Consider the following 23,687-nt stretch of genomic DNA (forward strand, 5'->3'; position numbering starts at 1 on the left):
GAAAAGGTTATCGTTTGTCCCTTTTTTTATTGCTAATGCAAAAGCAGAAAAGAAAGATATTAATTTTAATTGAAATGAACTATACTATTTTAGTACTTTTGTAGAAAAATATTTAAGTAATGAAAAATAAAAAAACTTTAGTTCTTGGTGCATCCACAAAACCAGAGCGATACGCCTTTAAGGCAATTACCATGCTTACTGAAAAAGGACACTCTGTTCTTGCTATTGGGCAAAATGCTGGTGAAGTTGCCGGAGTTAAAATTAAAACTAAAGCCATTCCGTTATCTAATATAGATACTGTGAGTTTGTATTTAAACCCAGCACGTCAACGTGATTATTACAACTATATCGTAGAGGCAAAACCAAAACGCGTTATTTTTAATCCTGGAACCGAAAATCCTGAGTTGGTTCAGTTATTAACATTAAACAATATCAAATCAGAAGTTGCTTGTACATTAGTGCTTTTGACTACTAATAGGTATTAATTTCTTTAGGAGCTAATCCTGCTATTTGCTATACCCCAGCAAAGCGAACTGACGAAGTAATCATTCTTTTTTTTCTTTAAAAGAGAAAGGATTTTTTTCTGCTATCAGACTAAAAAATTAAAATGAGACCTTTTCAGTAGTGGGTTTACTGATTATAAGTAGACCTAAAAATGTTATCAGTCCATTGATAATGATCAGTTCGTTGTCAAAAACATATCCAAAAAATAAGCTTTTCGAATTTTCGCTAATTAAGAAAGTCAAAGCTGGAGATACTACACAAATAAAAGGGACTAGTTTGTCTGTAACGGTTTTGGATTTCATAAATAATCCAAAACTGTATAGTCCTAGTAGTGGTCCATACGTATAAGAGGCTACTCTAAAAATCATTCCTACAACTGAGCTGTCATTCACGGCGTTAAAAAAGATAATTACAAAAAACATCAATAATGAAAACCCTACGTGAACAAAGTGTCTTGTTCTTACCACGTTTGGTTTGTTGAGATTTTCTGTTTTATCCATTGCTAAAAAATCGACACAAAAAGAAGTGGTTAGTGCGGTTAAAGCAGAATCTGTAGTGGCAAATGTCGCTGCTGTCAATCCTAGTAGAAATACCACCGAAGGAATTATCGTTAGGTGGTGAAAAGCAATTTCTGGAAAAAGAAGATCGGTTCTTGGTTTACCTGTGATTAAATCGGTAGGTACTGCTATGCCATTTTTAGCGGCAAAAATATACAGCAAAGCTCCTACGCTCAAAAAGAAAATATTTATCAAAACAAATATTACCGTAAAGCTGTACATGTTTTTTTGTGCTTCTTTAATCGTTGCACAACTTAGGTTTTTTTGCATTAAGTCTTGATCTAATCCCACCATGGCTATGGTAACGAATATTCCGCCTAGAATTTGTTTTACAAAATGAAACTTACTAGAGACAAAATCATCAAAGAAAAATATCTTAGAATAATTACTGTTTTTTACTTCTTCAAATGCTTCCACCATATTCAGGTTCATGCTCTGACAAATGAAATAAATAGTCATAAATACGGATGTCACTAAGAAAAATGTTTGCAAGGTATCCGTGATAATGATGGTTTTTAATCCACCGCGGTAAGTGTAGGCGAAAATTAAAGCTAACGAAATCATTACAGTGGCTGCAAACGGAATGCCATAAAAATCAAAAACGTAGCGTTGTAAAACAATTACCACAAGATAAAGTCTAAAAGCGGAGCCTATTGTTCTACTAATCAAGAATATCGTAGCTGCCGTTTTATAGGAGTACGTGCCAAGTCTGCGTTCAATATAACCATAAATTGAAGTCAGGTTCAGGCGGTAGTATAAAGGGAGTAATATTCTAGCAATAATCAGGAAACCAATAGCGTTCCCTAAAACAAATTGAAAGTATTTAAACTGTTCTCCACTAGGAGCGCCTACTTCACCAGGCACCGAAATAAAGGTTACGCCAGATAAGGCTGTTCCAATCATTCCAAAAGCAACTAAGTACCATTTAGAGTTTTTATTGGCTTTAAAAAACGCTTCGTTTCCATTGTCTTTTCTACTGGTAAAATGAGAGATTGTAAACAGTATCCCAAAATAAATAATGATTAGCGTGAGTATTGTAAATGGAGTCATTGCTTGGTTTTTGCAGACCAAAATACAATTTTTTGTTTAATGCGCTATTTATCCCTTGAATTATTTGATAAAAGGCGCTTAATGCGAAATTTTACTTATTAGTAAAGTAAACAATTTGCTACCTTTGCAGCTATGGAATTTTCATCAAAATTAATAGAAAAAGCAGTTAATGAAATTGCACAATTACCGGGGATAGGTAAGCGATCTGCTTTGCGTTTAGTGCTTCATTTGCTAAAGCAGCCCAAAGAGCAAACCACTTTTTTGTCGCAAGCATTAGTGCAAATGCGTGAGGATATTAAATATTGTGAGCAGTGTCATAATATTTCTGATAGTGCTGTTTGTGAAATTTGTGCCAATAAAAATAGGGACCACCAACTGGTTTGTGTTGTAGAAGACATTAGAGATGTAATGGCAATTGAAAATACAGGACAATATAAAGGTGTTTATCATGTTTTAGGAGGGAAGATTTCTCCTATTGATGGAGTGGGTCCTAGTCAGTTAAAAATAACCACTTTAGTCGAAAAAGTAAAACAAGCTAAGGTGTCTGAAATAATTTTTGCCTTGAGCTCTACTATGGAAGGAGATACCACTAATTTTTATATTTACAAACAAATTGCTGATTCAGGTATTTTAATGTCGACTATTGCACGCGGAATAGCGGTGGGGGATGAGCTAGAATATGCTGATGAAGTTACTTTAGGACGCAGTATTTTGCATCGGGTTCCCTTTGAAAAGTCTTTCAAAAATAATTAATTGTCTTAATAAATAACGAAACTTTTTATATAAAAAATGAAAAGCTATATTTGTTATCTAAAATAAAAAAATGAATAGATATACTTTCTTTTTATTCCTAAGTATTAGCGTATTATTTAGCTCTTGTATCCCTACACAGGATTTGATTTATTTGCAAAAAAAAGACGGTGATGAGTTAACAAATTCGATTAAAGAAGTTGTTGCTAAGCCCTATCGATTGCAAACAAATGATGTTTTAAGTATAAATATAAAAGCGATTGACCCTAAGTTAGTTGCTATTTTTAATACTACTGAAGATGCAACTTCTGAAAAATCTGCTGATGGATTGTATTTTAGTGGTTTTACGGTAGACGATCACGGTAATATTAGAATGCCTATGCTGGGTGAAGTAAATGTAATTGGATATACACTAGATGAAGTTAGAAAAAAAATTGAGGGCCAATTACTGTCAGAGTATTTTAAGAAAGAAGCCAATATATTTGTTACTGTTAAGTTAGCAGGATTTAGGTATACAATTAATGGCGAAGTGGGAAGTACAGGAACTAAAGTTTTGTTCCAAGACAATGTAAATATTATGGAAGCTATAGCAAATGCAGGAGATATTTCAATAACAGGAAACAGAAAAAAGGTTACTATCATTAGACAAACACCTACAGGTAGTGAGTTGCACGATATTGACCTTACTGATAGGGCGGTAATGCAATCACCTTATTTTTACCTGCAACCTAATGATTATATTTATGTAAAGCCGCTTAAGCAAAAAACTTGGGGAACAGGAAAAACAGGAATTGAATCCTTAGGTACTATTATTACCTTATTGTCACTTGCAACAACTACTTTCTTATTACTTAGGAATTAAAAACAGACTATAAATAATGTTAGATATAAAAGACTTTTCAATTTTTGAAAACCAGGCAAGCTTTGATTTTAAAGGCTTCTTGATGAAGATTGCTGGTTATTGGAAATGGTTTTTATTGAGTTTGATAATCTCCTTTACTATTGCCTATCAGGTAAATATTCGAAAAGAAAAAATTTACGCAATGGAAACCCTTATTTCTGTAAAGGAAGAGAATAATCCATTGTTTACTTCGACTACCAGTTTGGTTTTTAACTGGGGTGGTATTTCTGATCAAGTACAAACTATTTCAACTACATTACAGTCAAGGTCGCATAACGAATTAGTGGTTGAAAATCTTCAGTTTTATATTGATTATTTGGTTCAAGGCAAGTATAATTTAACAGATGCCTATGGTGCCGTTCCTTTTTATGTCACTATTGATAAGACTAAGGGGCAACTTGCTGGAGGGCTTATTGGGATCAAATTTATAAATGAAAGCGAGTATGAAATTCGTATTCCGTTTGAACAAAATAGTGTTTCCATACTTACTTATTCTGATAATTCCTATGCAACAACGGCTGTTGCTGAAGGAGAATTTGTAAAAAGGTATAAAGTAGGTCAGCAAGTTTCTTTGCCTTTTTTAAATTGGAAATTACAAATAAAAGACGCTCCAGGGTTCTATAAAGGAAACGAGTATTTTGTACGTTTTAATGATTTTAATGGTACTGTATCAGGCTATAAAGGTATCAATGTGCGTTCTGATGATAAGGGGAGTTCCATTATCACCTTAGGGATGCAGGGGACTAATAAAGCAAGAATGGTTACTTATCTTAATGCGACAGTAAAAATGTTGATTAAGAGACAGCTGGACAGTAAAAATCAATTTGCTACTAATACCATAGCCTTTATAGACAGTACTTTGGTTTCTATGGAATCTCAGTTAAAAGAAACTGGTAATGAGTTAAAAACATTTAGAAAGGATAAAAATATTTATGATATTGAAGAAGGCGGTGCTAAGTTTTCGGATAAAATTCTTGAATTTGATGTTCAAAAAGACGAATTAACACGTAAAGTGGCTTACTACAATTCTTTAAAAGCCTATTTGAGAAATAGTGTTGATTATGCAAAACTTCCTGCGCCTTCAGTTGCGGGCATCGAAGATCCTAATATTGTGACTAATGTATCTAAGTTAATTGCATTGTCTACCCAGCGCTCTGAAATGGCTTATGCTGTCAAAAGTGATAAAATATTTAAGGATTTTGACAATCAAATGGCTGCCATTAAGAATGTTCTTTTAGAGAATATTGCTTCCGCAAAATCGTCGCTTCAGTACGACCTTGCGATGGTTACTAATAAAATTAATCAAGCAGAGGGAAGTATTAAAAAACTACCAGATGACCAACAAGAGTTGATTAAAATTAAAAGAAAATACGATTTAAGCGACAATATCTACAGTACATTTTTACAAAAAAGAAGCGAGGCGGATATCGTAAAAGCAGCCAATTTATCAGATATCCATTTTATTGATCCTGCTAAAGATGTTGGCGGAGGATTAGTAGGGCCAAAAACATCTGTGAATTACGTCATGGCTTTATTTTTAGGGTTATTGTTTCCCTTGCTTTTTGTTTTTGCGGTGTTCTTCATAAATAACTCGATTCAAAATGTCGAGGATATCAATAAATTAACTAAAATTCCGTTAATAGGAGTTGTAGGCTTGTTGAAAGAATCAAGTGATTTAGCAGTGTTTGAAAAACCGAAGTCGGCTTTATCAGAATCTTTTAGAGCGATTCGGTCTTCGCTACAATTTTTGTATAAAAAACAAGATGTAGAAGGGGCAAAAACATTAATGATTACGTCTTCAGTAGGAGGTGAAGGAAAAACTTTTTGTTCTATAAATATCGCTACAGTTTTTGCTTTAAGCGAAAAAAAGACTGTCATTGTAGGTATGGATTTAAGGAAACCAAAGCTTTTTGATGAGTTTAATTTAACAAATAATTTGGGTGTAGTGAATTATTTGATCAAACAAAAAACAATAGAAGAGATCACAAATCATACTCAAATACCCTATCTTGACGTTATCCTTTCAGGACCAGTGCCGCCTAACCCTTCAGAGCTTATTATTAGTGATAGAATGGGCGATTTTATTGAAGAATTAAAGAAAAAATACGATTATATTATATTGGATACACCTCCTGTAGGATTAGTATCTGATGCTTTAGAATTGTCTCAATTTTCAGATGTTTCTTTGTACATTGTGAGGCAGAACTATTCTAAAAAAGAAATGATAACATTATTAAACAACCGAATTAAAAGAGGGGAATTAAGTAATGTAAGTATCATTTTAAATGGTTTTCAGAACAAAGCAAAATATGGCGCTGGATATGGATATGGAGGAGGATATGGCTATTATGCAACTGGAGACTATGGAGGTTACCATGAAGATGAAGATAGAAAATCTTTTTTAAGTAGTATTTTAAAAAAGTTCAAGAAATAAAAAAAAGTAGAAATAATAAAAAAGATTATGACAGAAGGAACGAATAATAAGATATTAATTACTGGTGGTGCTGGATTTATAGGATCCAATTTATGTGAGTATTTTTTATCCAAAGGACATGAAGTAACTTGCTTGGATAATTTTGCTACGGGACACAAGCATAATTTAGCGAATTGCATTGATAACCCAAAATTTACCTTAATTGAAGGTGATATTCGTAATGCGGCTGATTGTGAAAAAGCAGTAAAAGATAAAGATTTCGTTTTTCACCAAGCCGCTTTAGGTTCGGTTCCACGTTCTATAAATGATCCAGTTACTACAAATGATGTTAATGTTTCGGGTTTTTTAAATATGTTAGTTGCTTCAAGAGATGCTAAAGTTAAACGATTTATTTATGCAGCAAGTTCTTCTACTTATGGTGATTCAGAAGGTTTGCCAAAGGTTGAAGCCGTGATTGGAAAACCGTTGTCACCTTATGCAATAACAAAATACGTAAATGAGCTATACGCTGAGATTTTTAGTAAAACGTATGGTATTGAAACAATAGGATTGCGTTATTTTAATGTTTTTGGAAGAAAGCAAGATCCTAACGGAGCTTATGCCGCTGTGATTCCGAAATTTGTAATGCAATTAATGCAATTAGAATCTCCTAAAATTAATGGTGACGGAAATTATTCAAGAGATTTTACCTATATAGACAATGTGATTCAAATGAATGAGTTGGCTATGAATACTACCAATAGCGCAGCAGTAAATACCGTTTACAATACTGCTTTTGGTGATAGAAATACATTAAACGATTTAATGCGTTATTTAAAAGAGTTTTTGTCAAAATACAACCCTGAAATTGCAAATGTAGTTCCAGAATATGGCCCTAATAGAGCAGGTGATATTCCGCATTCCTTGGCGAGTATCAATAAGGCAAAGGAATTGTTAGGGTATGATCCTCAATTTTCGTTACAAGATGGTTTGCAAGAAGCAGTTGCATGGTATTGGGATAATTTGAAGTAACTCTTTTATGAAGAGAGTTGGTTGTAGATATAGCTGCTTGGCATTAGGCAATAGGCACTAGGAAATAGACTAGAGAAAAGAAGAAAGAAGTAAGAAAAAAACAAGAAGATGAAGATTACAAAAATTTGTTGCATTGGGGCAGGATATGTAGGGGGACCTACTATGGCTGTAATTGCACAAAAATGTCCGCACATACAAGTTACCGTTGTTGATTTAAACGAAGAGCGAATTGCTGCTTGGAATGATGAAGACGTAAATAATATTCCGATATATGAACCAGGACTTGCTGAAGTTGTTGCCGATGCTAGAGGGAGAAACTTATTTTTCTCAACAGATGTAGATAAGGCTATAGCCGAGGCGCAAGTGATTTTTATCTCGGTAAATACACCTACAAAGACCTACGGAAAAGGGAAAGGAATGGCAGCCGATTTAAAGTTTATCGAATTATGTGCTAGACAAATTGCTAGAGTTGCTAAAGAGGATAAAATAGTAGTTGAGAAATCAACGTTGCCTGTAAGAACAGCAGAGGCTATAAAAAGTATTTTAGATAATACCGGTAATGGAGTGCAATTTCAAATTCTTTCTAATCCAGAATTTTTGGCTGAAGGAACTGCAGTTACTGATTTATTAAACCCAGATCGTATATTAATTGGGGGTGATACTTCGTTAGAAGGGCAAGATGCAATTAACTCATTAGTTGAAGTTTACGCAAACTGGGTTGCAAAGGATAAGATTTTGACAACTAATGTTTGGTCATCAGAATTATCTAAGCTAACGGCAAATGCTTTTTTGGCACAACGCATCTCTTCGATAAACGCAATGTCTGAACTGTGTGAAAAAACGGGAGCTGATGTCAGTGAAGTAGCCAAAGCAATAGGAATGGACAGTAGGATAGGGGCTAAGTTTTTAAAAGCTTCTGTTGGTTTTGGTGGTTCTTGTTTCCAAAAAGATATTTTAAATTTAGTGTATATCGCTAAATCGTATGGCTTGAATGAAGTTGCTGATTATTGGGAGCAGGTGATTATTATGAATGATTACCAAAAAAGACGTTTCTCTAATAAAATCGTTCAAACATTGTACAATACCGTTTCGGGTAAAAAAATTACTTTCTTGGGATGGGCATTTAAAAAAGATACGAATGACACTAGAGAATCAGCTGCTATCTACGTTGCAGATGATTTGATTAATGAAGAAGCGCAAATTGCTGTCTTTGATCCAAAGGTTACTGAGAAAAAAGTTTTAGCAGATTTGAATTATTTAGCAACACGTTCCTCCGATAAAAATAAAAATTTTGTAAGCTCCTTTGAGGATCCTTACGAAGCTTGTAAAGGAGCGCACGCTATTGCTGTTTTGACCGAATGGGATGAGTTCAAAGAATACAATTGGCAAACAATCTACGATGGAATGCAAAAACCCGCTTTTATTTTTGATGGACGAAATATTTTGAATGGAGCCGATTTGAAGAAGATTGGTTTTATTTATCAAGGAATTGGTGCTTAATTATTTTAAAACTATAATTTAAATAAAAGTAGTATTCGAGGACTTATGAATAGTTAATATAAAAAAAAATGAATTGGTACGTAGTCTATACAAAACCGAAATGGGAGAAGAAAGTAGCGACTCAATTAAATAAAATTGGAATAGAATGTTATTGCCCTTTGACAATTCAAATTAGGCAATGGACTGATAGAAAGAAAAAAGTAGAAGTGCCTCTTTTTAATTCGTATGTTTTTGTTCGTTTAGAAGAAAAAGATAGGAATTTAGTTTTTCAATCTGCTGGTGCAGTGCGCTACTTGTTTTGGTTAGGTAAAGCAGCCATTGTAAAAGAGGATGAAATTGCGACTATTAAAAAATGGTTGGATACATCAGATAATTACGATATTAGTGTTGATCAAATAAAGATAGGCGATACCATCACACTTGATTCTGGACCGTTTATTTCTCAAAAAGCAATAGTGCAGGAAGTAAATAGTAATCATTATTTACTTGTTCTAGAAACATTGGGTTGCGTGTTGAAAATTAATTATAATAGATAGTTACAGCGTTTATTTCGATAAAAATTTTGCAATGATTTTAAATGTGCCTACTTTTAATTCATAGAATAATAATTTAAGATAAATAATATGGAAAATTCAAATGAGATTACGCATGTTATTCTTACTGGAGGAGTGGGAAGTAGATTGTGGCCTTTGTCCCGTAAAAGCAGACCCAAGCAATATCTTGATATCTTTGATGGTAAATCATTGTTTGAAATGACAGTTAATCGCAATAAGGATATTGCGAATAAAATAATGGTAGTAGGTAATATTGATAATTGTCATTTAAGTAAAGCTATTTTAGAAAAATCAGCTACAGATTATGTCGATATCATTGAGTCTACACCTAGGAATACGGCAGCTGCGATAGCATTTGCTGCATTTGCATCTCAAGAGAATGATATTTTAATTGTAACTCCTTCGGATCATATCATTGGTAATATGGAAAGTTATGGTCAAGCAATGGAAGAGGCTATTGACAAAGCCAGCAAAGGATTTATTGTTACTTTTGGAATAATACCAACAAAGCCAGAAATTGGTTATGGATACATTGAAAGAAATGGAGATGATGTGGTTTCTTTTAGAGAAAAACCAAATCAAGTAACTGCAGCCGATTTTATTGCTAAAGGAAATTTTTTATGGAATAGTGGTATGTTTTGCTTTAAAGCATCAGTGTTTTTAGAAGAATTAAAATTATATGCGCCTAAAGTATATGAGAAATCTAAAATAGCTTGGCAAAAAAGCGTGAACGGTATCGTTGATTATGAGGCCTCAATGCAAATTCCTTCAATAAGTGTTGATTATGCTGTAATGGAGCGCAGTAAAAAGATAAAAGTAGTTTCGTCAGAATTTGTTTGGTCTGATCTAGGTTCCTTTGAGTCCGTATATGACTATTTAGTTTCTATCGGGCATCCAATAGATAAACATAGGAATATGGTAATTGGTACCGATAAATATACTGCATTTATCGGGATGAAAGATGCTATTTTTATTTATACAGATACCGCACATTTAATTTTACAAAAAGAATTTTCACAAGATGTGAAAAGTTTGTACGGTACATTAGAAAGAGAAAAACCAGAGTTACTATCATAAATTTAAAAACCTTTAATAGGTCTTGTTTTTCTAACTAAATCTAGTGATATTTCTAATGGTATTGTCTTGGTTTATAGGGATTACGAGACGTTGTGTTTTTTGATGATTTTTTTAGAATTATTAAAATGGACATTAGGGGAATCTTTTTTCTATATTTGCCAAAATTGAAATCGGTACAAGTAAATAGAATTCTCTACTGATTTTAATAGGAAATAAGAGGGAGTTGTTAGCAAGTCACATTAAAAATGGGATTTACTACGGCGTAGCCATTGCTAGATGGCTGAGTTTTCTTTTTCTTAGAATTAAAAAAAAAACAAATAGTACTTTCTTTAAAATTAATTTGTTTCATACAATAAAATAGGGTTATCCGTAACTTGTATTGTATTTAAAAAGGCATACAGATATCACAAATTCATAATTGATTTGCTGTAATAAATTTGCTGGACATATTTTTTATTTAGTATGTAAGACAGAAAAGTATGTAATCAAAGTTAGAGAATACCGCTAACTTTAATTTGCAGCAAACCGTTTGATTTTAAAAACAGTGATGCGATAGAAAAGGGATAATGTACAGGTATAAAAGTAATAGCTGTTTTTTATTGTGAATTGATAGCAATGAATTTTGTAAAATAAAGAATCAGTAGGCTTCGTCATTTAAAAAAAAGCTAAACTTGATATAATAATAGTCACAAACACAGCTGTTGTTTAGAGACAGAAAATATAAAAAATGAGTATAAAAATTGCAGTTATAGGGTTAGGGTACGTTGGTCTTCCTTTGGCAAGATTATTTGCTACTAAGTATCCAGTTGTTGGATTTGATATTAATCAAGGAAGAATTGACGGCTTGCGTTCCGGTACGGATAGCACATTAGAAATATCTGATGATGTTTTGCAAAAAGTTTTAGTAGATAATTTCAATACCAATCAAAACGGATTATTATGCTCAGCTAATTTAAACGATATAGCCGACTGTAATTATTATGTTGTTACTGTGCCTACACCTGTTGATAAAAACAACCGTCCAGATTTAACCCCTTTATATAAATCTTCAGAATCCGTAGCAAAGGTACTTAAGAAAGGGGATATCGTTATTTATGAATCTACTGTTTATCCAGGTGTTACTGAAGATGAATGCGTACCTATTTTAGAAAAAATATCAGGTTTGCAATTTAATGTAGATTTCTTTGCAGGTTATTCGCCTGAACGTATTAATCCCGGTGATAAGGAACATACAGTTGAAAAAATATTAAAAGTTACAGCTGGTTCTACTCCAGAAATAGGACAAAAAGTAGATAATTTGTACAAATCTGTGATAACAGCGGGAACGCATTTAGCACCAACGATTAAAGTGGCAGAAGCAGCCAAAGTGATTGAGAACTCACAAAGAGATATCAATATTGCTTTTGTAAATGAATTAGCTAAGATATTCAACTTAATGGATATTGATACGCATGCCGTTTTAGAAGCAGCCGGAACTAAATGGAATTTCCTACCTTTTAAACCAGGATTAGTTGGTGGTCATTGTATTGGTGTAGATCCGTTTTATTTGGCACAACGTGCACAAGAATTTGGCTATCATCCTGAAATTATTTTGGCGGGACGTCGCTTAAATGATAGTATGGGAGAATATGTTGCAGCACAGGTTGTAAAATTGATGATAAAAAAAGGAATTACCGTAAAGGATGCTAATTTATTAATGTTAGGAATTACCTTTAAGGAGAATTGCCCTGATGTACGCAATACTAAAATTGTAGATGTCATTGCAGCTTTGGCTGATTATGGTATTAATGTAACCATATATGATCCTTGGGCTAGTCCAGCTGAGGTAGAACATGAATACAAGCTTGTTACCACTAAAATAGTACCGTTACAAAAATTTGATGCAATTGTTCTAGGAGTAGCGCATACTGATTTTTTACAAATGGATTTTGACGCCTTAAGGGGAGACAATAGCATAGTGTATGATGTAAAAGGTGTTTTGAAAGTAAATGTTGATGGGAAATTGTAGTGTAACTAAAAGTATTTAGATTTATAAAATAATATTAATTTATTAAGATAACATGAAAATATTAGTAACAGGAGCGGCAGGATTTATAGGTTATCATCTTTGTAAAAAGTTAATTTCATTAGGTCATGATGTATTTGGTTTAGATAATATTAATGGCTATTATGATATTAATTTAAAAATGGCTCGTCTCAAAGATCTTGGTATTTTTGAAGTTTCTGAACATAAAGTTTCAGTGAGTAAAACTTATGGAGATAAATATAAATTCATAAAATTAAATTTAGAAGATCAAGTGCACTTGCCTTTATTATTTAAAGAGCAACAATTTGATGCTGTATGTAATTTAGCAGCACAGGCAGGAGTACGATATAGTATTGAAGACCCAATGGTTTACGTAGAAAGTAATATTGTTGGATTTATGAATTTATTAGAATGTATTCGTCATAATAATGTAAAAAAAATAGTATATGCTAGCAGTTCTAGTGTTTACGGCAATAGTACAGCTGTACCATTTGATGTAGATCAATCTGTAGATAAACCAATAAGCATCTATGCCGCAACAAAAAAAGCAAACGAACTAATGGCTCATACGTATAGTCACTTGTTTAATATTAAAACAATTGGTCTGCGCTTTTTTACAGTATATGGTCCATGGGGAAGACCGGATATGGCTATGTTTTTGTTTACGGACGCGATATTGAATAACAGACCTATAAATGTTTTTAATAATGGAGATTTATATAGAGATTTTACATATATCGATGATATTGTAGAAGGGATTATAGCAACTTTGATTACGGACAATGTTGAAGACGAAAATTATAGGCTTTATAATATAGGTAATAGTCAACCAGTAAAATTAGTAGACTTCATCTCAGAAATTGAAAACTATACGGGTAAAGTTGCAGAGAAAAATATGCAACCAATGCAAGCTGGTGATGTTAATAGAACATGGGCAAATGTCGATAGTTTAATAAAAGATTTTGATTATAAACCAAATACAACCATTAAAAAAGGAGTAAAAGAATTTATAGATTGGTATGAAGAATATTATAATTAAGATTATTTGACCAAAGTTTTAATATTAAAGTTACTTATTTAAATGATGTTTAAAAATGAAAGATATATCTACATTAATAACAAATTTAATCATAAATATATAGTTGTAAATTATGAATATACTTAATTTAATTGGCAGAAATGAATTACTTTTCAATAATGATATAACCGAACACAAGGTTAAGTTGAATGAAATCGTTTCATCTTCAAAATTCCTAGTGATTGGAGGTGCTGGATCAATTGGACAAGCTGTTACAAAAGAGATATTTAAGAGAAATCCAATTAAACTGCATGTTGTTGATATTTCTGAGAATAATATGGTCGAACTCGTAAGGGACATCAGAAGCTCTTTTGGATATATAGAAGGGGATTTTCAAACATTTGCATTAGATATTGGATCAATAGAATACGATGCATTCATAGAATCAGATGGTGAGTACGATTATGTACTAAACTTATCAGCTTTAAAACATGTTAGATCTGAAAAAGATCCTTACACATTAATGAGAATGATTAATGTCAACGTATTCAATACAGACAAAACTATTCTGCAATCTATTAATAAAGGTGTAAAAAAATATTTCTGTGTTTCTACAGATAAAGCTGCAAATCCAGTAAACATGATGGGTGCTTCTAAACGAATTATGGAAATGTTCCTAATGCGAAGAAGTAAACAAATCAACATTTCAACAGCACGTTTTGCAAATGTTGCATTTTCAGATGGTTCTTTACTACATGGTTTTAACCAAAGAATTCAAAAAAAACAACCAATTGTTGCTCCAAATGATATTAAAAGATATTTTGTTGTACCACAAGAGTCTGGAGAATTATGCTTGATGTCATGCATATTTGGAGAAAGTAGAGATGTCTTTTTTCCTAAATTAAGTGAAAGTTTACATCTAATTACTTTTGCAGATATAGCTGTAAAATTTTTAAAGCAATTGGGCTACGAACCCTTTTTATGTGAAGACGAAAATGAAGCTAGAGCTTTAATGGAAGCTTTACCACAAGAAGGAAAATGGCCATGTTTATTCACAAAAAGTGATACAACTGGAGAGAAAGATTTTGAAGAATTTTATACAGAAAACGAAGTTCTTGATATGAATAAATTCGTTAATTTAGGAATTATCAAGAATGAATTCAATAGTGAAGATGATAAACTAAATTTATTTTCTGATGCCATTGATACTATGAAGAAAGATGGAAAATGGACAAAAGAACAAATTGTTGATTTATTTCATAAAATGATTCCAGACTTTGGACATAAAGAAACAGGAAAATATTTAGACGCAAAAATGTAATGGCTAACGATTTCGAAACCACAATAGATTTTATTAAATCTCAATTTAAAACAGACGAATTCATTCCTTTGCATGTACCACATTTTGGAGGAAATGAAAAAAAATACCTTTTAGAAACAATCGATAGTACTTTTGTTTCGTCTGTAGGTGCTTTTGTGGATCGTTTTGAAGTAATGATGCAAGATATAACAACTGCCAAAAAAGGAATTGCGGTTGTAAATGGAACAGCTGGTTTACAAGTTGCTTTGAGACTTGCAGGGGTAATGTCAGATGATGAAGTACTAACACAAGGCTTAACATTTGTGGCAACAGCCAACGCAATAGCTTATAATAATGCACACCCAGTTTTTCTAGATGTGGATATTGATACAATGGGATTGTCTCCAATTGCCGTTTCAAATTTTCTAGATGAAAATGCAGAAATGAGAAATAATGTTTGTTATAATAAAAAAACAAACAGAAAAATAGCAGCATGTATGCCAATGCACACTTTTGGCTTTCCAGTACATTTAGATGAATTATTAAGTGTTTGTGATAAATGGAATATTACAGTTGTGGAAGATGCAGCAGAATCTTTAGGAAGTTATTATAAAGGAAAACATACTGGAACTTTAGGAAAGTTAGGTGCTTTTTCGTTTAACGGAAATAAAGTTGTGACTTCTGGTGGTGGTGGTGCAATTATTACAAACGACGAAGAAATTGGTACTAAAGCAAAATATTTAACAACAACTGCAAAAAAACCACATCCTTATGAGTTTTATCATGATGAACTAGGATATAACTATAGAATGCCAAATTTAAATGCAGCCTTAGCTTGTGCGCAATTAGAACAATTAAATTCATTAATTGAAAACAAGAGAACATTAGCTACAGAATATGCTTCTTTTTTTGCAAGCAAAGGAATAAATTTCAGAACAGAATTAGAAAACACTAAAGCAAATTATTGGTTAATGTGTATTGAATTAGAAAATAAAGCCGAAAGGGATTTGTTTTTAAAACAATCAAATGAAAATAATGTTATGTCACGACCAATTTGGCAATTAATGCATCGTTTGCCAATGTACAATCACTGCCAAAGAGACGAACAAAAAAACGCATTATTTCTAGAAGAAAGAATCGTAAATATACCAAGTAGTGCAAGAATGTAAAAACATATATATATATGGTTATTCAGGACATGCTTATGTTTTAATTGAAAGCATGTTGGAATTAGGCTACACTATTTTAGGTTATTTTGATAGGCATGAAGTAAAGTCAAACCCATATAATCTTGAATATTTTGGGAATGAATCGGAAGCTGAGTTACAAGCGATAGTAAAAGATGATTATGTTTTTCCAACAATTGGTGAGCCAAACGTAAGAGAAAAATTGGTCAATCTATTTATCAAAAACGAACTAAATCAGTTTGTTCTTATTGATAAAACAGCAAATGTTTCCAAAACAGCGACAATTGGAGTATCAACCTATATAGGGAAAAATGCAATTGTAAATGCTTTAAGTAAAATAGGAAAAGGAGTTATAATCAATACAAATGCAGTTGTAGAACACGAATGTGAATTAGGTGATTTTGTTCATTTAGCTCCATCGGCAACTTTAGCAGGAAATATAACAATTGGTAATAAAAGTTTTATAGGAGTTAATTCTTCTTCTAAACAAAATATTAGTATAGGTTCAAATTGTATTTTGGGAGCAGGAAGTGTAATACTACAAAACATCCCAAATAATGAAACTTGGGTAGGGAATCCTGCCAAAAAAATAAAGTAATGAAAGAAAAAGTAATTATAATAGCAGAAGCAGGTGTCAACCATAATGGTGACATCAAAAAAGCTATAGAATTAATTGACGCAGCAGTAAATGCAGGTGTGGATTATGTAAAATTTCAAACTTTTAAAGCTGAAAATTTAGTGTCTAAAACTGCAAAAAAAGCAGAATATCAAATTCAGAATACTCAAAATGAAAATGATACGCAATTTGAAATGCTAAAAGGATTAGAATTATCGCATCATCAACATGAAGAATTAATAAAATATTGTAAAGAAAAAAATATTAAGTTTTTCTCAACAGCTTTCGATATGTTGTCTTTGGATTATTTGGCTTCAATTGGATTAAAATTGGTGAAAATTCCTAGTGGAGAAATAACAAACTTGCCTTATCTAAAAAAAGCAGCAACATTGTTTGAAGAAGTAATTATTTCTACAGGAATGGCTATGATGAGCGAAATAAAAGACGCACTAGATGTCTTTTTAAAGGCTGGAATTGCAAAAGATAAAATAACAATTTTGCATTGCAATACAGAATATCCAACACCAATGATAGATGTAAACCTCAAAGCAATGCTTTCGATTGAAAAAATGTTTGGAGTAAAAATTGGCTATTCAGACCATACATTAGGTATAGAAGTGCCTACTGCAGCTGTTGCACTTGGAGCTGTTGTTATTGAAAAACACTTCACTTTAGATAGAACTATGGAAGGTCCAGATCATGCTGCTTCTTTAGAACCAGAGGAATTAAAAGCCATGACAAAAGCCATCAGAAATATTGAATTGGCAATTTCAGGAAGCGGAATTAAAGAACCAAGTCCATCAGAAAAGAAAAATATTAACATAGCAAGAAAAAGTATAGTAGCCTTAACCGAAATTAAAAAAGGAGATACTTTTTCAGAACAAAACATTACAGTAAAACGACCAGGAAACGGAATTTCTCCAATGCAATGGGATGAGGTTATAGGTAGGAGAGCGATCAATGATTTTAATGAAGACGACTTAATAGAATTATGAAAATTGCGGTATTAACGAGCTCACGTGCAGATTTTGGTATTTATTTACCTTTATTAAAAGCCTTTCAAGCTGATGATTTTTTTGATTTAGATGTGGTTGCTTTTGGAACACACCTATCCAGGCAACATGGTTATACAATTAATGAAATTAAAAATGCTAATTTTGAAAATGTTTATGAAGTGGAGACACCTTTAATTAATAGAAATTCAGTAGATATTAGTAAAAACATTGGAGAAACTATTACTGTTTTTGCTGATTTTTGGTCAAATAAATCTTATGACTATATAATTGCATTAGGTGATCGATATGAAATGTTTGCAGCTGTAACAGCTACTACACCTTTTGTGTTTAGAATTGCTCATTTACACGCTGGCGAAACAACTTTAGGTGCAATAGATAATGTATACAGACATGCTATTTCATTAATGTCTAATCTGCTATTCGTTTCAACTGAGATATATAAAAAGAAAGCTATTCAGATAAATCCATTAGCACAAACTTTTAATGTTGGAGCTCTAAGTGTAGAAAATTTAAAAAAAATAGATTATTTAAATATTCATGATTTTAAGTCTAAATTTAATATTGACTTAGCTTTACCTACGATTTTATGCACTTTTCACCCTGAAACAGTAAATTTGGAAAAGAATATAAATTATATCAATGAATTATTATCTTCATTTTCAGAGTTAATGAAAAGATATCAGATAGTAATTACGTTGCCCAATGCAGATACAATTGGCGATCAGATAAAGGAAATTATTATCAAGTTCGGTCAACATAATCCAAGCCTAAAAATAGTTGATTCTTTTGGAATGATTGGATATTTATCTTGTATGAAATTGTCTAGTTTTATGATAGGAAATACATCTAGTGGGTTTGTTGAAGCGGCCTTTTTTCCAAAATGGGTTATCAATATTGGTAATAGGCAAGACGGTAGGATTGTAAGTAAAAATATTATTTCTATACCAGTTGATAAAGATGCTATTTTAGAAGCAACAAATTTTATTGAAGGTGAGAATAGCGTGAGTTTTAAAAGTATTTACGGAGATGGAGAAACTGCTTCCAAAATCATAAAAATTTTAAAAAAAGAATATGAGAAATTTTAGAGATTATCTGATTTTTTCAGGAAGTACTATAAAGGAAGGGTTGTTGAAACTGAACATTCTTTCTAAAGATGCAATATTGTTTGTAGTTGATAGTAACGATAAGTTATTAGGGTCGCTCACTGATGGAGATGTTAGGAGAGCACTTATTAACGGTGTTACTATAGATAAGGCTGTAGATGAAATAATTCAATCAGAGCCTAAGTACATTAGGAAAGGGGATCAAGATATTGAGAAAATAATTGAATACCGCGAAGGTAATTATAGGATTTTGCCTATTTTAGATAACAATGATAATGTTGTAAATGTCATAAACTTTCGAGAAATTAGATCATATTTGCCTGTTGATGTTGTTGTAATGGCTGGAGGACGCGGACAGCGTTTACAGCCCCTAACTGATACAATCCCAAAACCACTTTTAAAGATAGGTAATAAGGCTATTATGGAATATAACATAGATCGTCTTGCGTTATATGGCATAGATGATTTTTGGTTTTCTGTCAAATATTTAGGTGAGCAAATTGTGAGTCATTTTGGTGATGGGGCGGAAAGAAATATTAAAATTAACTATGTTTGGGAGGATGTTGCTTTAGGAACTATTGGGGCAGTTTCTAAGATTGATAATTTTATACATGATTATGTCTTGATTATGAATTCAGATTTACTGACGAATTTAGATTACGAACATTTATTTCTTGATTTTATATCTAAAGATGCTGACTTTTCAGTTGTTACTATCCCGTATCAAGTGAATGTCCCTTATGCAGTGTTGGAAACCGAAGGAGGGCATGTTAAAAGTTTTAAAGAAAAACCTACGTATACTTATTATTCTAATGGAGGTATTTATTTGATGAAAAAAACAGTATTGAAATACCTTCCTAAAGAAGCTTTTTTTAATGCTACAGATTTAATAGATAAATTAATTGATGAAAAATTAAAAGTTGTATCGTACCCATTAGTTGGATATTGGTTAGATATTGGCAAACATGATGATTTTCAGAAAGCACAAGAGGATATTAAACAAATAAAATTTTAAAAAAAGTGGCTATTTTAATTACAATATGCGCTAGAGGTGGTTCAAAAGGAATTCCTGGTAAAAATATTAAAATGATTAATGGTAAGTCATTAATTTATTATTCAATCAAAACAGCTATAGATTTTGCTAAAGAATTCTTAGGGACAAAAGTTGTGTTATCAACTGATGATGCTGAGATAAAAGCGGTGGTTAATAACTTTAATGTTGAAATTGATACGGAATATTCTAGACCTGAGTTTTTAGCATCAGATTCTGCTGGGAAAATTGATGCAATCAAAGATGTACTTAGTTACTCCGAAAAAAAAAATAATGTTAATTTTGATTACGTAATTGATTTAGATGTAACATCTCCATTACGTACTTTAAATGATCTTAAAGATGCATTTGAATTATTAAAAAATGATTCAGAGGCTTACAATATTTTTTCTGTTAGCCCTGCAAATCGTAATCCTTATTTTAATATGGTAGAAGAGGACAGTTCTGGTTATTACAGCACGTCCAAAAAAGGTTCGTTTTTAACGAGGCAGTCGGCTCCAAATGTTTATGATATGAATGCTTCTTTTTATATCTATAAACACAGTTTTTTTAGCAATAATTTCAAAGGAGCTATTACCAGCAGGTCGATGATTTATGAAGTTCCCCATTTGTGCTTTGATCTAGATCATCCTATTGATTTTGATTTTATGGAATTTTTATTAGTTAATAATAAACTTAATTTTAAGTTATAGTGAGAGTTTTAATTATTGGTTTAGGTTCGATAGCGGTTAAGCATATTAAAGCTTTAAAAATAATTGACTCAAGTACTGAGGTTTTTGCATTAAGATCTATAGAGTCATCACCAGAAACAAATGAAATCACCAATATTTATAAGTTTTCTGAAATTCCTCAATATAATTTTGATTTTGTAATTATTTCAAATCCTACAGCACTTCATGCTGATACTATTGAAAATTTAATACCTTTTAATATTCCACTTTTTATTGAAAAACCTCTTTTTAATAAAATTGATAACGAAAAAATTATAAATGAAGTGTTTGCTGCAAACTTAAAGACTTATGTAGCATGTAATTTACGTTTTTTGGATTGTTTAATTTTTACGTTAGATTTTATTAAAAATAAAAGAATTAATGAAGTAAATAGTTATTGTGGTTCCTTTCTACCTTATTGGAGGCCTAATGTTGATTTTAGGAAATCATATAGTGCTAATAAAGTAATGGGAGGTGGTGTTCATATCGATCTAATACATGAAATGGATTACCTATATTGGTTTTTTGGCATGCCTGAAAAAGTAAACGCTACCATGTCAAATAAATCTTCTTTAAATATTTCAGCTTATGATTATGCTAATTATACATTAGAATATCCCTCTTTTAATGTTAATCTTATATTGAATTATTATCGAGTTGATGCTAAAAGAAGTTTAGAAATTCTAACGAGTGAAGGGACTATATACGTTGACTTGTTAAAAAATAAAGTTTTATTTAATGATAAAGTAATATTTACATCTCAAAAAACTGTTTTAGATACTTATGAGGATCAGCTTAAGTATTTTATGAACACAGTTTTGAAAAATAAAAAAAATGTAAACTCAATTAATGAAGCCTTTGAAATACTTAAATTATGCTTACAGAAAGATTAAAAGATAAAGTTATTATTGTCACCGGAGGTAATGGATTACTTGGCAAAGAAATCGTTAACAACTTAAAAGCTAATGGTGCTTTAGTTGTCAATGTTGACGTTAATATTGAGACTGATTGGAGTAAAGGGTATTATAAATGTGATATTACTGATTACGATGAGGTGAACAGACTTGTAAAAGAAGTTGAAGAAAAATACCTAAGAATAGATGGGCTTGTGAACAACGCTTACCCTAGAACAGATGACTGGGCTAATAAATTTGAAGATATTTCATATGAGTCATGGCAAAAAAATGTAGACATGCAAATGAATGCTGTTTTTTTAATTTGTCAAAAAGTTTTAAAAGTTATGAAAAATCAAAATAGTGGGTCTATAGTTAATATTGCATCCATATATGGAGTAGTAGGAAACGATTTTACCATTTACGAAGGTTATGGTGGTACTTCTCCAGCTGCATATTCAGCTATAAAAGGGGGTGTGATTAATTTTTCCAGATATTTAGCTTCTTATTTTGGTCAGCACAATATTAGAGTAAATTGCGTGTCTCCAGGAGGAATTAAAGATAATCAACATGAATCTTTTGTAGAAAGATATGAACAAAAATCTCCATTGAAAAGGATGGGTAAACCAGAAGAAATAGCTCCAGCTGTTACTTTTCTTTTATCGGATGAAGCATCCTTTATAACAGGTCATAATTTGATGGTAGATGGAGGATGGACTGCAATCTAATTTAGATTTAGATGCGCATTTATGAAATAATTATAAAGACTGACTTGAGAGTTAGATATTATCTAATTTAGGTTACTTTTAATAACTATTCTCTTCTGTAATATCTTACTGGTCAAATACCCCGGACGAATTATGTTATTTTTACAATTTACGGGTCAATTCATCAATTAGATGCCCTATTATGTATAAAATTCATGTTTACAACAGCCTATCAGAAATAATTTAAATGTATTAGTCTTTAATATATAGTTAAAATGAGTATTAAGAATGCAACTATAAGTAATGTGAAATGGTCTTTTATTGAGTCCATTTCTTTAAAATTAGTGAGCTTTGTATTGGGTATAGTTTTAGCTAGGTTGTTAGAGCCTAGTGCTTTTGGGATCCTGGCAGTGGTTAATGTTTTCTATCTGTTGACAACTCTTTTTATTGACGCAGGCTTAAAAGAAGCTTTAATTCAAAAGAATGATGTAACAGATTTAGATTATTCATCGGTATTTTGGTTGAACATAGGTAAGTCCTCATTGATTTACTTAATACTTTTTGTTGCGGCACCATTTATTCAAAGTATTTATGGTTTTGAAAATTTAGCGTTTTATATACGTCTACAATCATTAACGTTGATTATAGAAGCTTTCGGTTTGATTCAAATTGTAAAAGCAACTAAAGATTTAAAACTAAAAAAAATTACTACAGCAAGAATACCAGCGTCATTAATTAGCTTGTTAGTAGGTATATCCATGGCGTATTTTGGTTATGGAATTGTTTCCTTGATCGTACAACAATTGGTGAATGTTTTCATTTATTCTTTGATGTTAATAATTAACATTAAGTTTAAGCCACAATTTGTTTTTGATTTAAAAGTCGTTTTACCTTTGTATAAATTTGGTGTTCGATTATTGGGAGTGAATTTATTGTCTCGTTTCTATGTACAATCGTTAAATTTAATTTACGCAAAAGTATTTTCGCCAGCTATTCTTGGTTTATATACTAAAACCAATAGTTTGCAAAATACTCCTATAGAAATAATTACAAGTCCATTTTTAAAAGGTCTTTATCCTACTTTAGTCTCATTACAAAATAATGTAGTCTTATTAAAACGAATTGTTCTCCCTAATATAAAAGTAGTTACTTTCCTAATTCTAGTTGTTAATGGAGTATTTTATTTTCAAGCACATGAGATTATAAAACTATTATTAGGTGATAAATGGTTAAAAATGGAGGTCTTTCTAAAAATAGTTGCTGTTGGAAGTCTTCTTATACCCATGAATGGCCAATGTCAAAGCATCTTTAAAGTTAAGAATAAGGTGAATTTATTTCTTAAAATTGAATTAATATCTAAAGCTTTAGGTTTAATTATTATTTTCTCTTGTATTTCATTGTATGATTTAGCTACAATATTAAGAATTCTAGTCTTAATAACTTTTTTAACATCATTGATCAATTTTTATTTTACTAGTTTGATACTTAAATTCTCTTTTTTATTAGAGTTGAGATCACTTATATTTTTGTTTTTAACTCATATATTAGTTGGCATAGGAATTAAAATTTTACTAGATTATGTGTTTCCCGATTTGTCAGCTTTGTTTTCATTTTTATATTTTGGCTTTTTTTATACAATTACAACTACTGGCCTTTTTTATGTATTTAATAAAAAAGAATTAAAATTAATTTTAAAAAAAGTTTAATTTACTTAATCAATTA

General features: G+C 31.5%; 21 protein-coding genes. 20 read left to right on the plus strand and 1 reads right to left on the minus strand.

Annotation, left to right across the window (positions count from 1 at the left end; genetic code table 11):
- Positions 1 to 119: 119 nt before the first annotated feature.
- Positions 120 to 485 (plus strand): CoA-binding protein, encoded by a 366-nt coding sequence (locus tag HNP99_RS07065; protein ID WP_173852679.1) that lies wholly within the window; start codon positions 120 to 122, stop codon positions 483 to 485.
- A 117-nt stretch (positions 486 to 602) separates the two neighbouring features.
- Here HNP99_RS07065 and HNP99_RS07070 read toward each other — a convergent pair whose 3' ends face one another.
- Positions 603 to 2,111 (minus strand): sodium:solute symporter, encoded by a 1,509-nt coding sequence (locus tag HNP99_RS07070; protein ID WP_173852680.1) that lies wholly within the window; start codon positions 2,109 to 2,111, stop codon positions 603 to 605.
- A 132-nt stretch (positions 2,112 to 2,243) separates the two neighbouring features.
- Between HNP99_RS07070 and recR the strand changes: the two genes are divergently transcribed.
- From recR to HNP99_RS07165, 19 genes are all read left to right on the plus strand, one after another.
- A complete protein-coding gene (gene recR / locus HNP99_RS07075; RefSeq protein WP_173852681.1) occupies positions 2,244 to 2,864 on the plus strand; it encodes a recombination mediator RecR in 621 nt (206 codons plus the stop codon).
- Positions 2,865 to 2,934: 70 nt separating this feature from the next.
- On the plus strand, positions 2,935 to 3,723 hold the full coding sequence (locus HNP99_RS07080) for a polysaccharide biosynthesis/export family protein (RefSeq protein ID WP_173852682.1): 789 nt from the start codon (positions 2,935 to 2,937) through the stop codon (positions 3,721 to 3,723).
- Positions 3,724 to 3,739: 16 nt separating this feature from the next.
- A complete protein-coding gene (locus HNP99_RS07085; protein WP_173852683.1) occupies positions 3,740 to 6,196 on the plus strand; it encodes a polysaccharide biosynthesis tyrosine autokinase in 2,457 nt (818 codons plus the stop codon).
- Positions 6,197 to 6,223: 27 nt separating this feature from the next.
- A complete protein-coding gene (locus HNP99_RS07090; protein ID WP_173852684.1) occupies positions 6,224 to 7,207 on the plus strand; it encodes an SDR family oxidoreductase in 984 nt (327 codons plus the stop codon).
- 108 nt (positions 7,208 to 7,315) lie between these two features.
- Positions 7,316 to 8,707, plus strand: coding sequence for a UDP-glucose 6-dehydrogenase (locus HNP99_RS07095; protein WP_173852685.1), 1,392 nt, complete (start codon positions 7,316 to 7,318; stop codon positions 8,705 to 8,707).
- A gap of 68 nt (positions 8,708 to 8,775) precedes the next feature.
- Positions 8,776 to 9,243 (plus strand): UpxY family transcription antiterminator, encoded by a 468-nt coding sequence (locus HNP99_RS07100; RefSeq protein ID WP_173852686.1) that lies wholly within the window; start codon positions 8,776 to 8,778, stop codon positions 9,241 to 9,243.
- An 87-nt stretch (positions 9,244 to 9,330) separates the two neighbouring features.
- Positions 9,331 to 10,338 carry a mannose-1-phosphate guanylyltransferase gene (locus HNP99_RS07105; protein ID WP_173852687.1) on the plus strand — a complete coding sequence of 336 codons (1,008 nt, stop codon included), beginning with the start codon at positions 9,331 to 9,333 and terminating at the stop codon, positions 10,336 to 10,338.
- 727 nt (positions 10,339 to 11,065) lie between these two features.
- Entirely contained in the window at positions 11,066 to 12,346 is a 1,281-nt protein-coding gene (locus HNP99_RS07110) for a nucleotide sugar dehydrogenase (protein WP_173852688.1), read from the plus strand.
- Positions 12,347 to 12,398: 52 nt separating this feature from the next.
- Positions 12,399 to 13,403 (plus strand): NAD-dependent epimerase/dehydratase family protein, encoded by a 1,005-nt coding sequence (locus tag HNP99_RS07115; RefSeq protein WP_173852689.1) that lies wholly within the window; start codon positions 12,399 to 12,401, stop codon positions 13,401 to 13,403.
- Between the two features lie 112 nt (positions 13,404 to 13,515).
- Positions 13,516 to 14,703, plus strand: coding sequence for a UDP-N-acetylglucosamine 4,6-dehydratase (locus HNP99_RS07120; RefSeq protein WP_173852690.1), 1,188 nt, complete (start codon positions 13,516 to 13,518; stop codon positions 14,701 to 14,703).
- Positions 14,703 to 15,851, plus strand: a complete 1,149-nt coding sequence (locus tag HNP99_RS07125) for a LegC family aminotransferase (protein WP_173852691.1) — start codon at positions 14,703 to 14,705, stop codon at positions 15,849 to 15,851. The genes HNP99_RS07120 and HNP99_RS07125 overlap by 1 nt, the downstream gene beginning before the upstream one ends.
- Positions 15,838 to 16,467, plus strand: a complete 630-nt coding sequence (locus HNP99_RS07130; RefSeq protein WP_173852692.1) for an acetyltransferase — start codon at positions 15,838 to 15,840, stop codon at positions 16,465 to 16,467. The genes HNP99_RS07125 and HNP99_RS07130 overlap by 14 nt, the downstream gene beginning before the upstream one ends.
- Positions 16,467 to 17,480 carry an N-acetylneuraminate synthase gene (gene neuB, locus HNP99_RS07135; protein WP_173852693.1) on the plus strand — a complete coding sequence of 338 codons (1,014 nt, stop codon included), beginning with the start codon at positions 16,467 to 16,469 and terminating at the stop codon, positions 17,478 to 17,480. The genes HNP99_RS07130 and neuB overlap by 1 nt, the downstream gene beginning before the upstream one ends.
- The gene (gene neuC, locus HNP99_RS07140) at positions 17,477 to 18,586 is read left to right on the plus strand and encodes a UDP-N-acetylglucosamine 2-epimerase (RefSeq protein WP_173852694.1); all 1,110 of its coding nucleotides are present in this window, start codon (positions 17,477 to 17,479) and stop codon (positions 18,584 to 18,586) included. The genes neuB and neuC overlap by 4 nt, the downstream gene beginning before the upstream one ends.
- On the plus strand, positions 18,573 to 19,619 hold the full coding sequence (locus HNP99_RS07145) for a nucleotidyltransferase family protein (protein ID WP_173852695.1): 1,047 nt from the start codon (positions 18,573 to 18,575) through the stop codon (positions 19,617 to 19,619). The genes neuC and HNP99_RS07145 overlap by 14 nt, the downstream gene beginning before the upstream one ends.
- 5 nt (positions 19,620 to 19,624) lie before the next feature.
- The gene (locus HNP99_RS07150; protein WP_173852696.1) at positions 19,625 to 20,347 is read left to right on the plus strand and encodes an acylneuraminate cytidylyltransferase family protein; all 723 of its coding nucleotides are present in this window, start codon (positions 19,625 to 19,627) and stop codon (positions 20,345 to 20,347) included.
- A complete protein-coding gene (locus HNP99_RS17845) occupies positions 20,347 to 21,258 on the plus strand; it encodes a Gfo/Idh/MocA family protein (RefSeq protein WP_173852697.1) in 912 nt (303 codons plus the stop codon). Before HNP99_RS07150 ends, HNP99_RS17845 begins: the two co-directional genes overlap by 1 nt.
- Complete coding sequence (locus HNP99_RS07160) at positions 21,240 to 21,986, plus strand: SDR family oxidoreductase (protein WP_173852698.1); 747 nt, start codon at positions 21,240 to 21,242, stop codon at positions 21,984 to 21,986. The genes HNP99_RS17845 and HNP99_RS07160 overlap by 19 nt, the downstream gene beginning before the upstream one ends.
- A gap of 254 nt (positions 21,987 to 22,240) precedes the next feature.
- A complete protein-coding gene (locus HNP99_RS07165; RefSeq protein WP_173852699.1) occupies positions 22,241 to 23,671 on the plus strand; it encodes a lipopolysaccharide biosynthesis protein in 1,431 nt (476 codons plus the stop codon).
- Positions 23,672 to 23,687 lie beyond the last annotated feature (16 nt).

Origin of the sequence: Flavobacterium gelidicaeli (assembly GCF_013294005.1) — a bacterium.
Lineage (GTDB): Bacteria > Bacteroidota > Bacteroidia > Flavobacteriales > Flavobacteriaceae > Flavobacterium.

Bases quoted from the DNA above. Each gene is read 5' to 3' on its own strand.
- HNP99_RS07065 (WP_173852679.1), top strand. From the start codon at position 120: ATGAAAAATAAAAAAACTTTAGTTCTTGGTGCATCCACAAAACCAGAG.
- HNP99_RS07070 (WP_173852680.1), bottom strand. From the start codon at position 2,111: ATGACTCCATTTACAATACTCACGCTAATCATTATTTATTTTGGGATA.
- recR (WP_173852681.1), top strand. From the start codon at position 2,244: ATGGAATTTTCATCAAAATTAATAGAAAAAGCAGTTAATGAAATTGCA.
- HNP99_RS07080 (WP_173852682.1), top strand. From the start codon at position 2,935: ATGAATAGATATACTTTCTTTTTATTCCTAAGTATTAGCGTATTATTT.
- HNP99_RS07085 (WP_173852683.1), top strand. From the start codon at position 3,740: ATGTTAGATATAAAAGACTTTTCAATTTTTGAAAACCAGGCAAGCTTT.
- HNP99_RS07090 (WP_173852684.1), top strand. From the start codon at position 6,224: ATGACAGAAGGAACGAATAATAAGATATTAATTACTGGTGGTGCTGGA.
- HNP99_RS07095 (WP_173852685.1), top strand. From the start codon at position 7,316: ATGAAGATTACAAAAATTTGTTGCATTGGGGCAGGATATGTAGGGGGA.
- HNP99_RS07100 (WP_173852686.1), top strand. From the start codon at position 8,776: ATGAATTGGTACGTAGTCTATACAAAACCGAAATGGGAGAAGAAAGTA.
- HNP99_RS07105 (WP_173852687.1), top strand. From the start codon at position 9,331: ATGGAAAATTCAAATGAGATTACGCATGTTATTCTTACTGGAGGAGTG.
- HNP99_RS07110 (WP_173852688.1), top strand. From the start codon at position 11,066: ATGAGTATAAAAATTGCAGTTATAGGGTTAGGGTACGTTGGTCTTCCT.
- HNP99_RS07115 (WP_173852689.1), top strand. From the start codon at position 12,399: ATGAAAATATTAGTAACAGGAGCGGCAGGATTTATAGGTTATCATCTT.
- HNP99_RS07120 (WP_173852690.1), top strand. From the start codon at position 13,516: ATGAATATACTTAATTTAATTGGCAGAAATGAATTACTTTTCAATAAT.
- HNP99_RS07125 (WP_173852691.1), top strand. From the start codon at position 14,703: ATGGCTAACGATTTCGAAACCACAATAGATTTTATTAAATCTCAATTT.
- neuB (WP_173852693.1), top strand. From the start codon at position 16,467: ATGAAAGAAAAAGTAATTATAATAGCAGAAGCAGGTGTCAACCATAAT.
- neuC (WP_173852694.1), top strand. From the start codon at position 17,477: ATGAAAATTGCGGTATTAACGAGCTCACGTGCAGATTTTGGTATTTAT.
- HNP99_RS07145 (WP_173852695.1), top strand. From the start codon at position 18,573: ATGAGAAATTTTAGAGATTATCTGATTTTTTCAGGAAGTACTATAAAG.
- HNP99_RS07160 (WP_173852698.1), top strand. From the start codon at position 21,240: ATGCTTACAGAAAGATTAAAAGATAAAGTTATTATTGTCACCGGAGGT.
- HNP99_RS07165 (WP_173852699.1), top strand. From the start codon at position 22,241: ATGAGTATTAAGAATGCAACTATAAGTAATGTGAAATGGTCTTTTATT.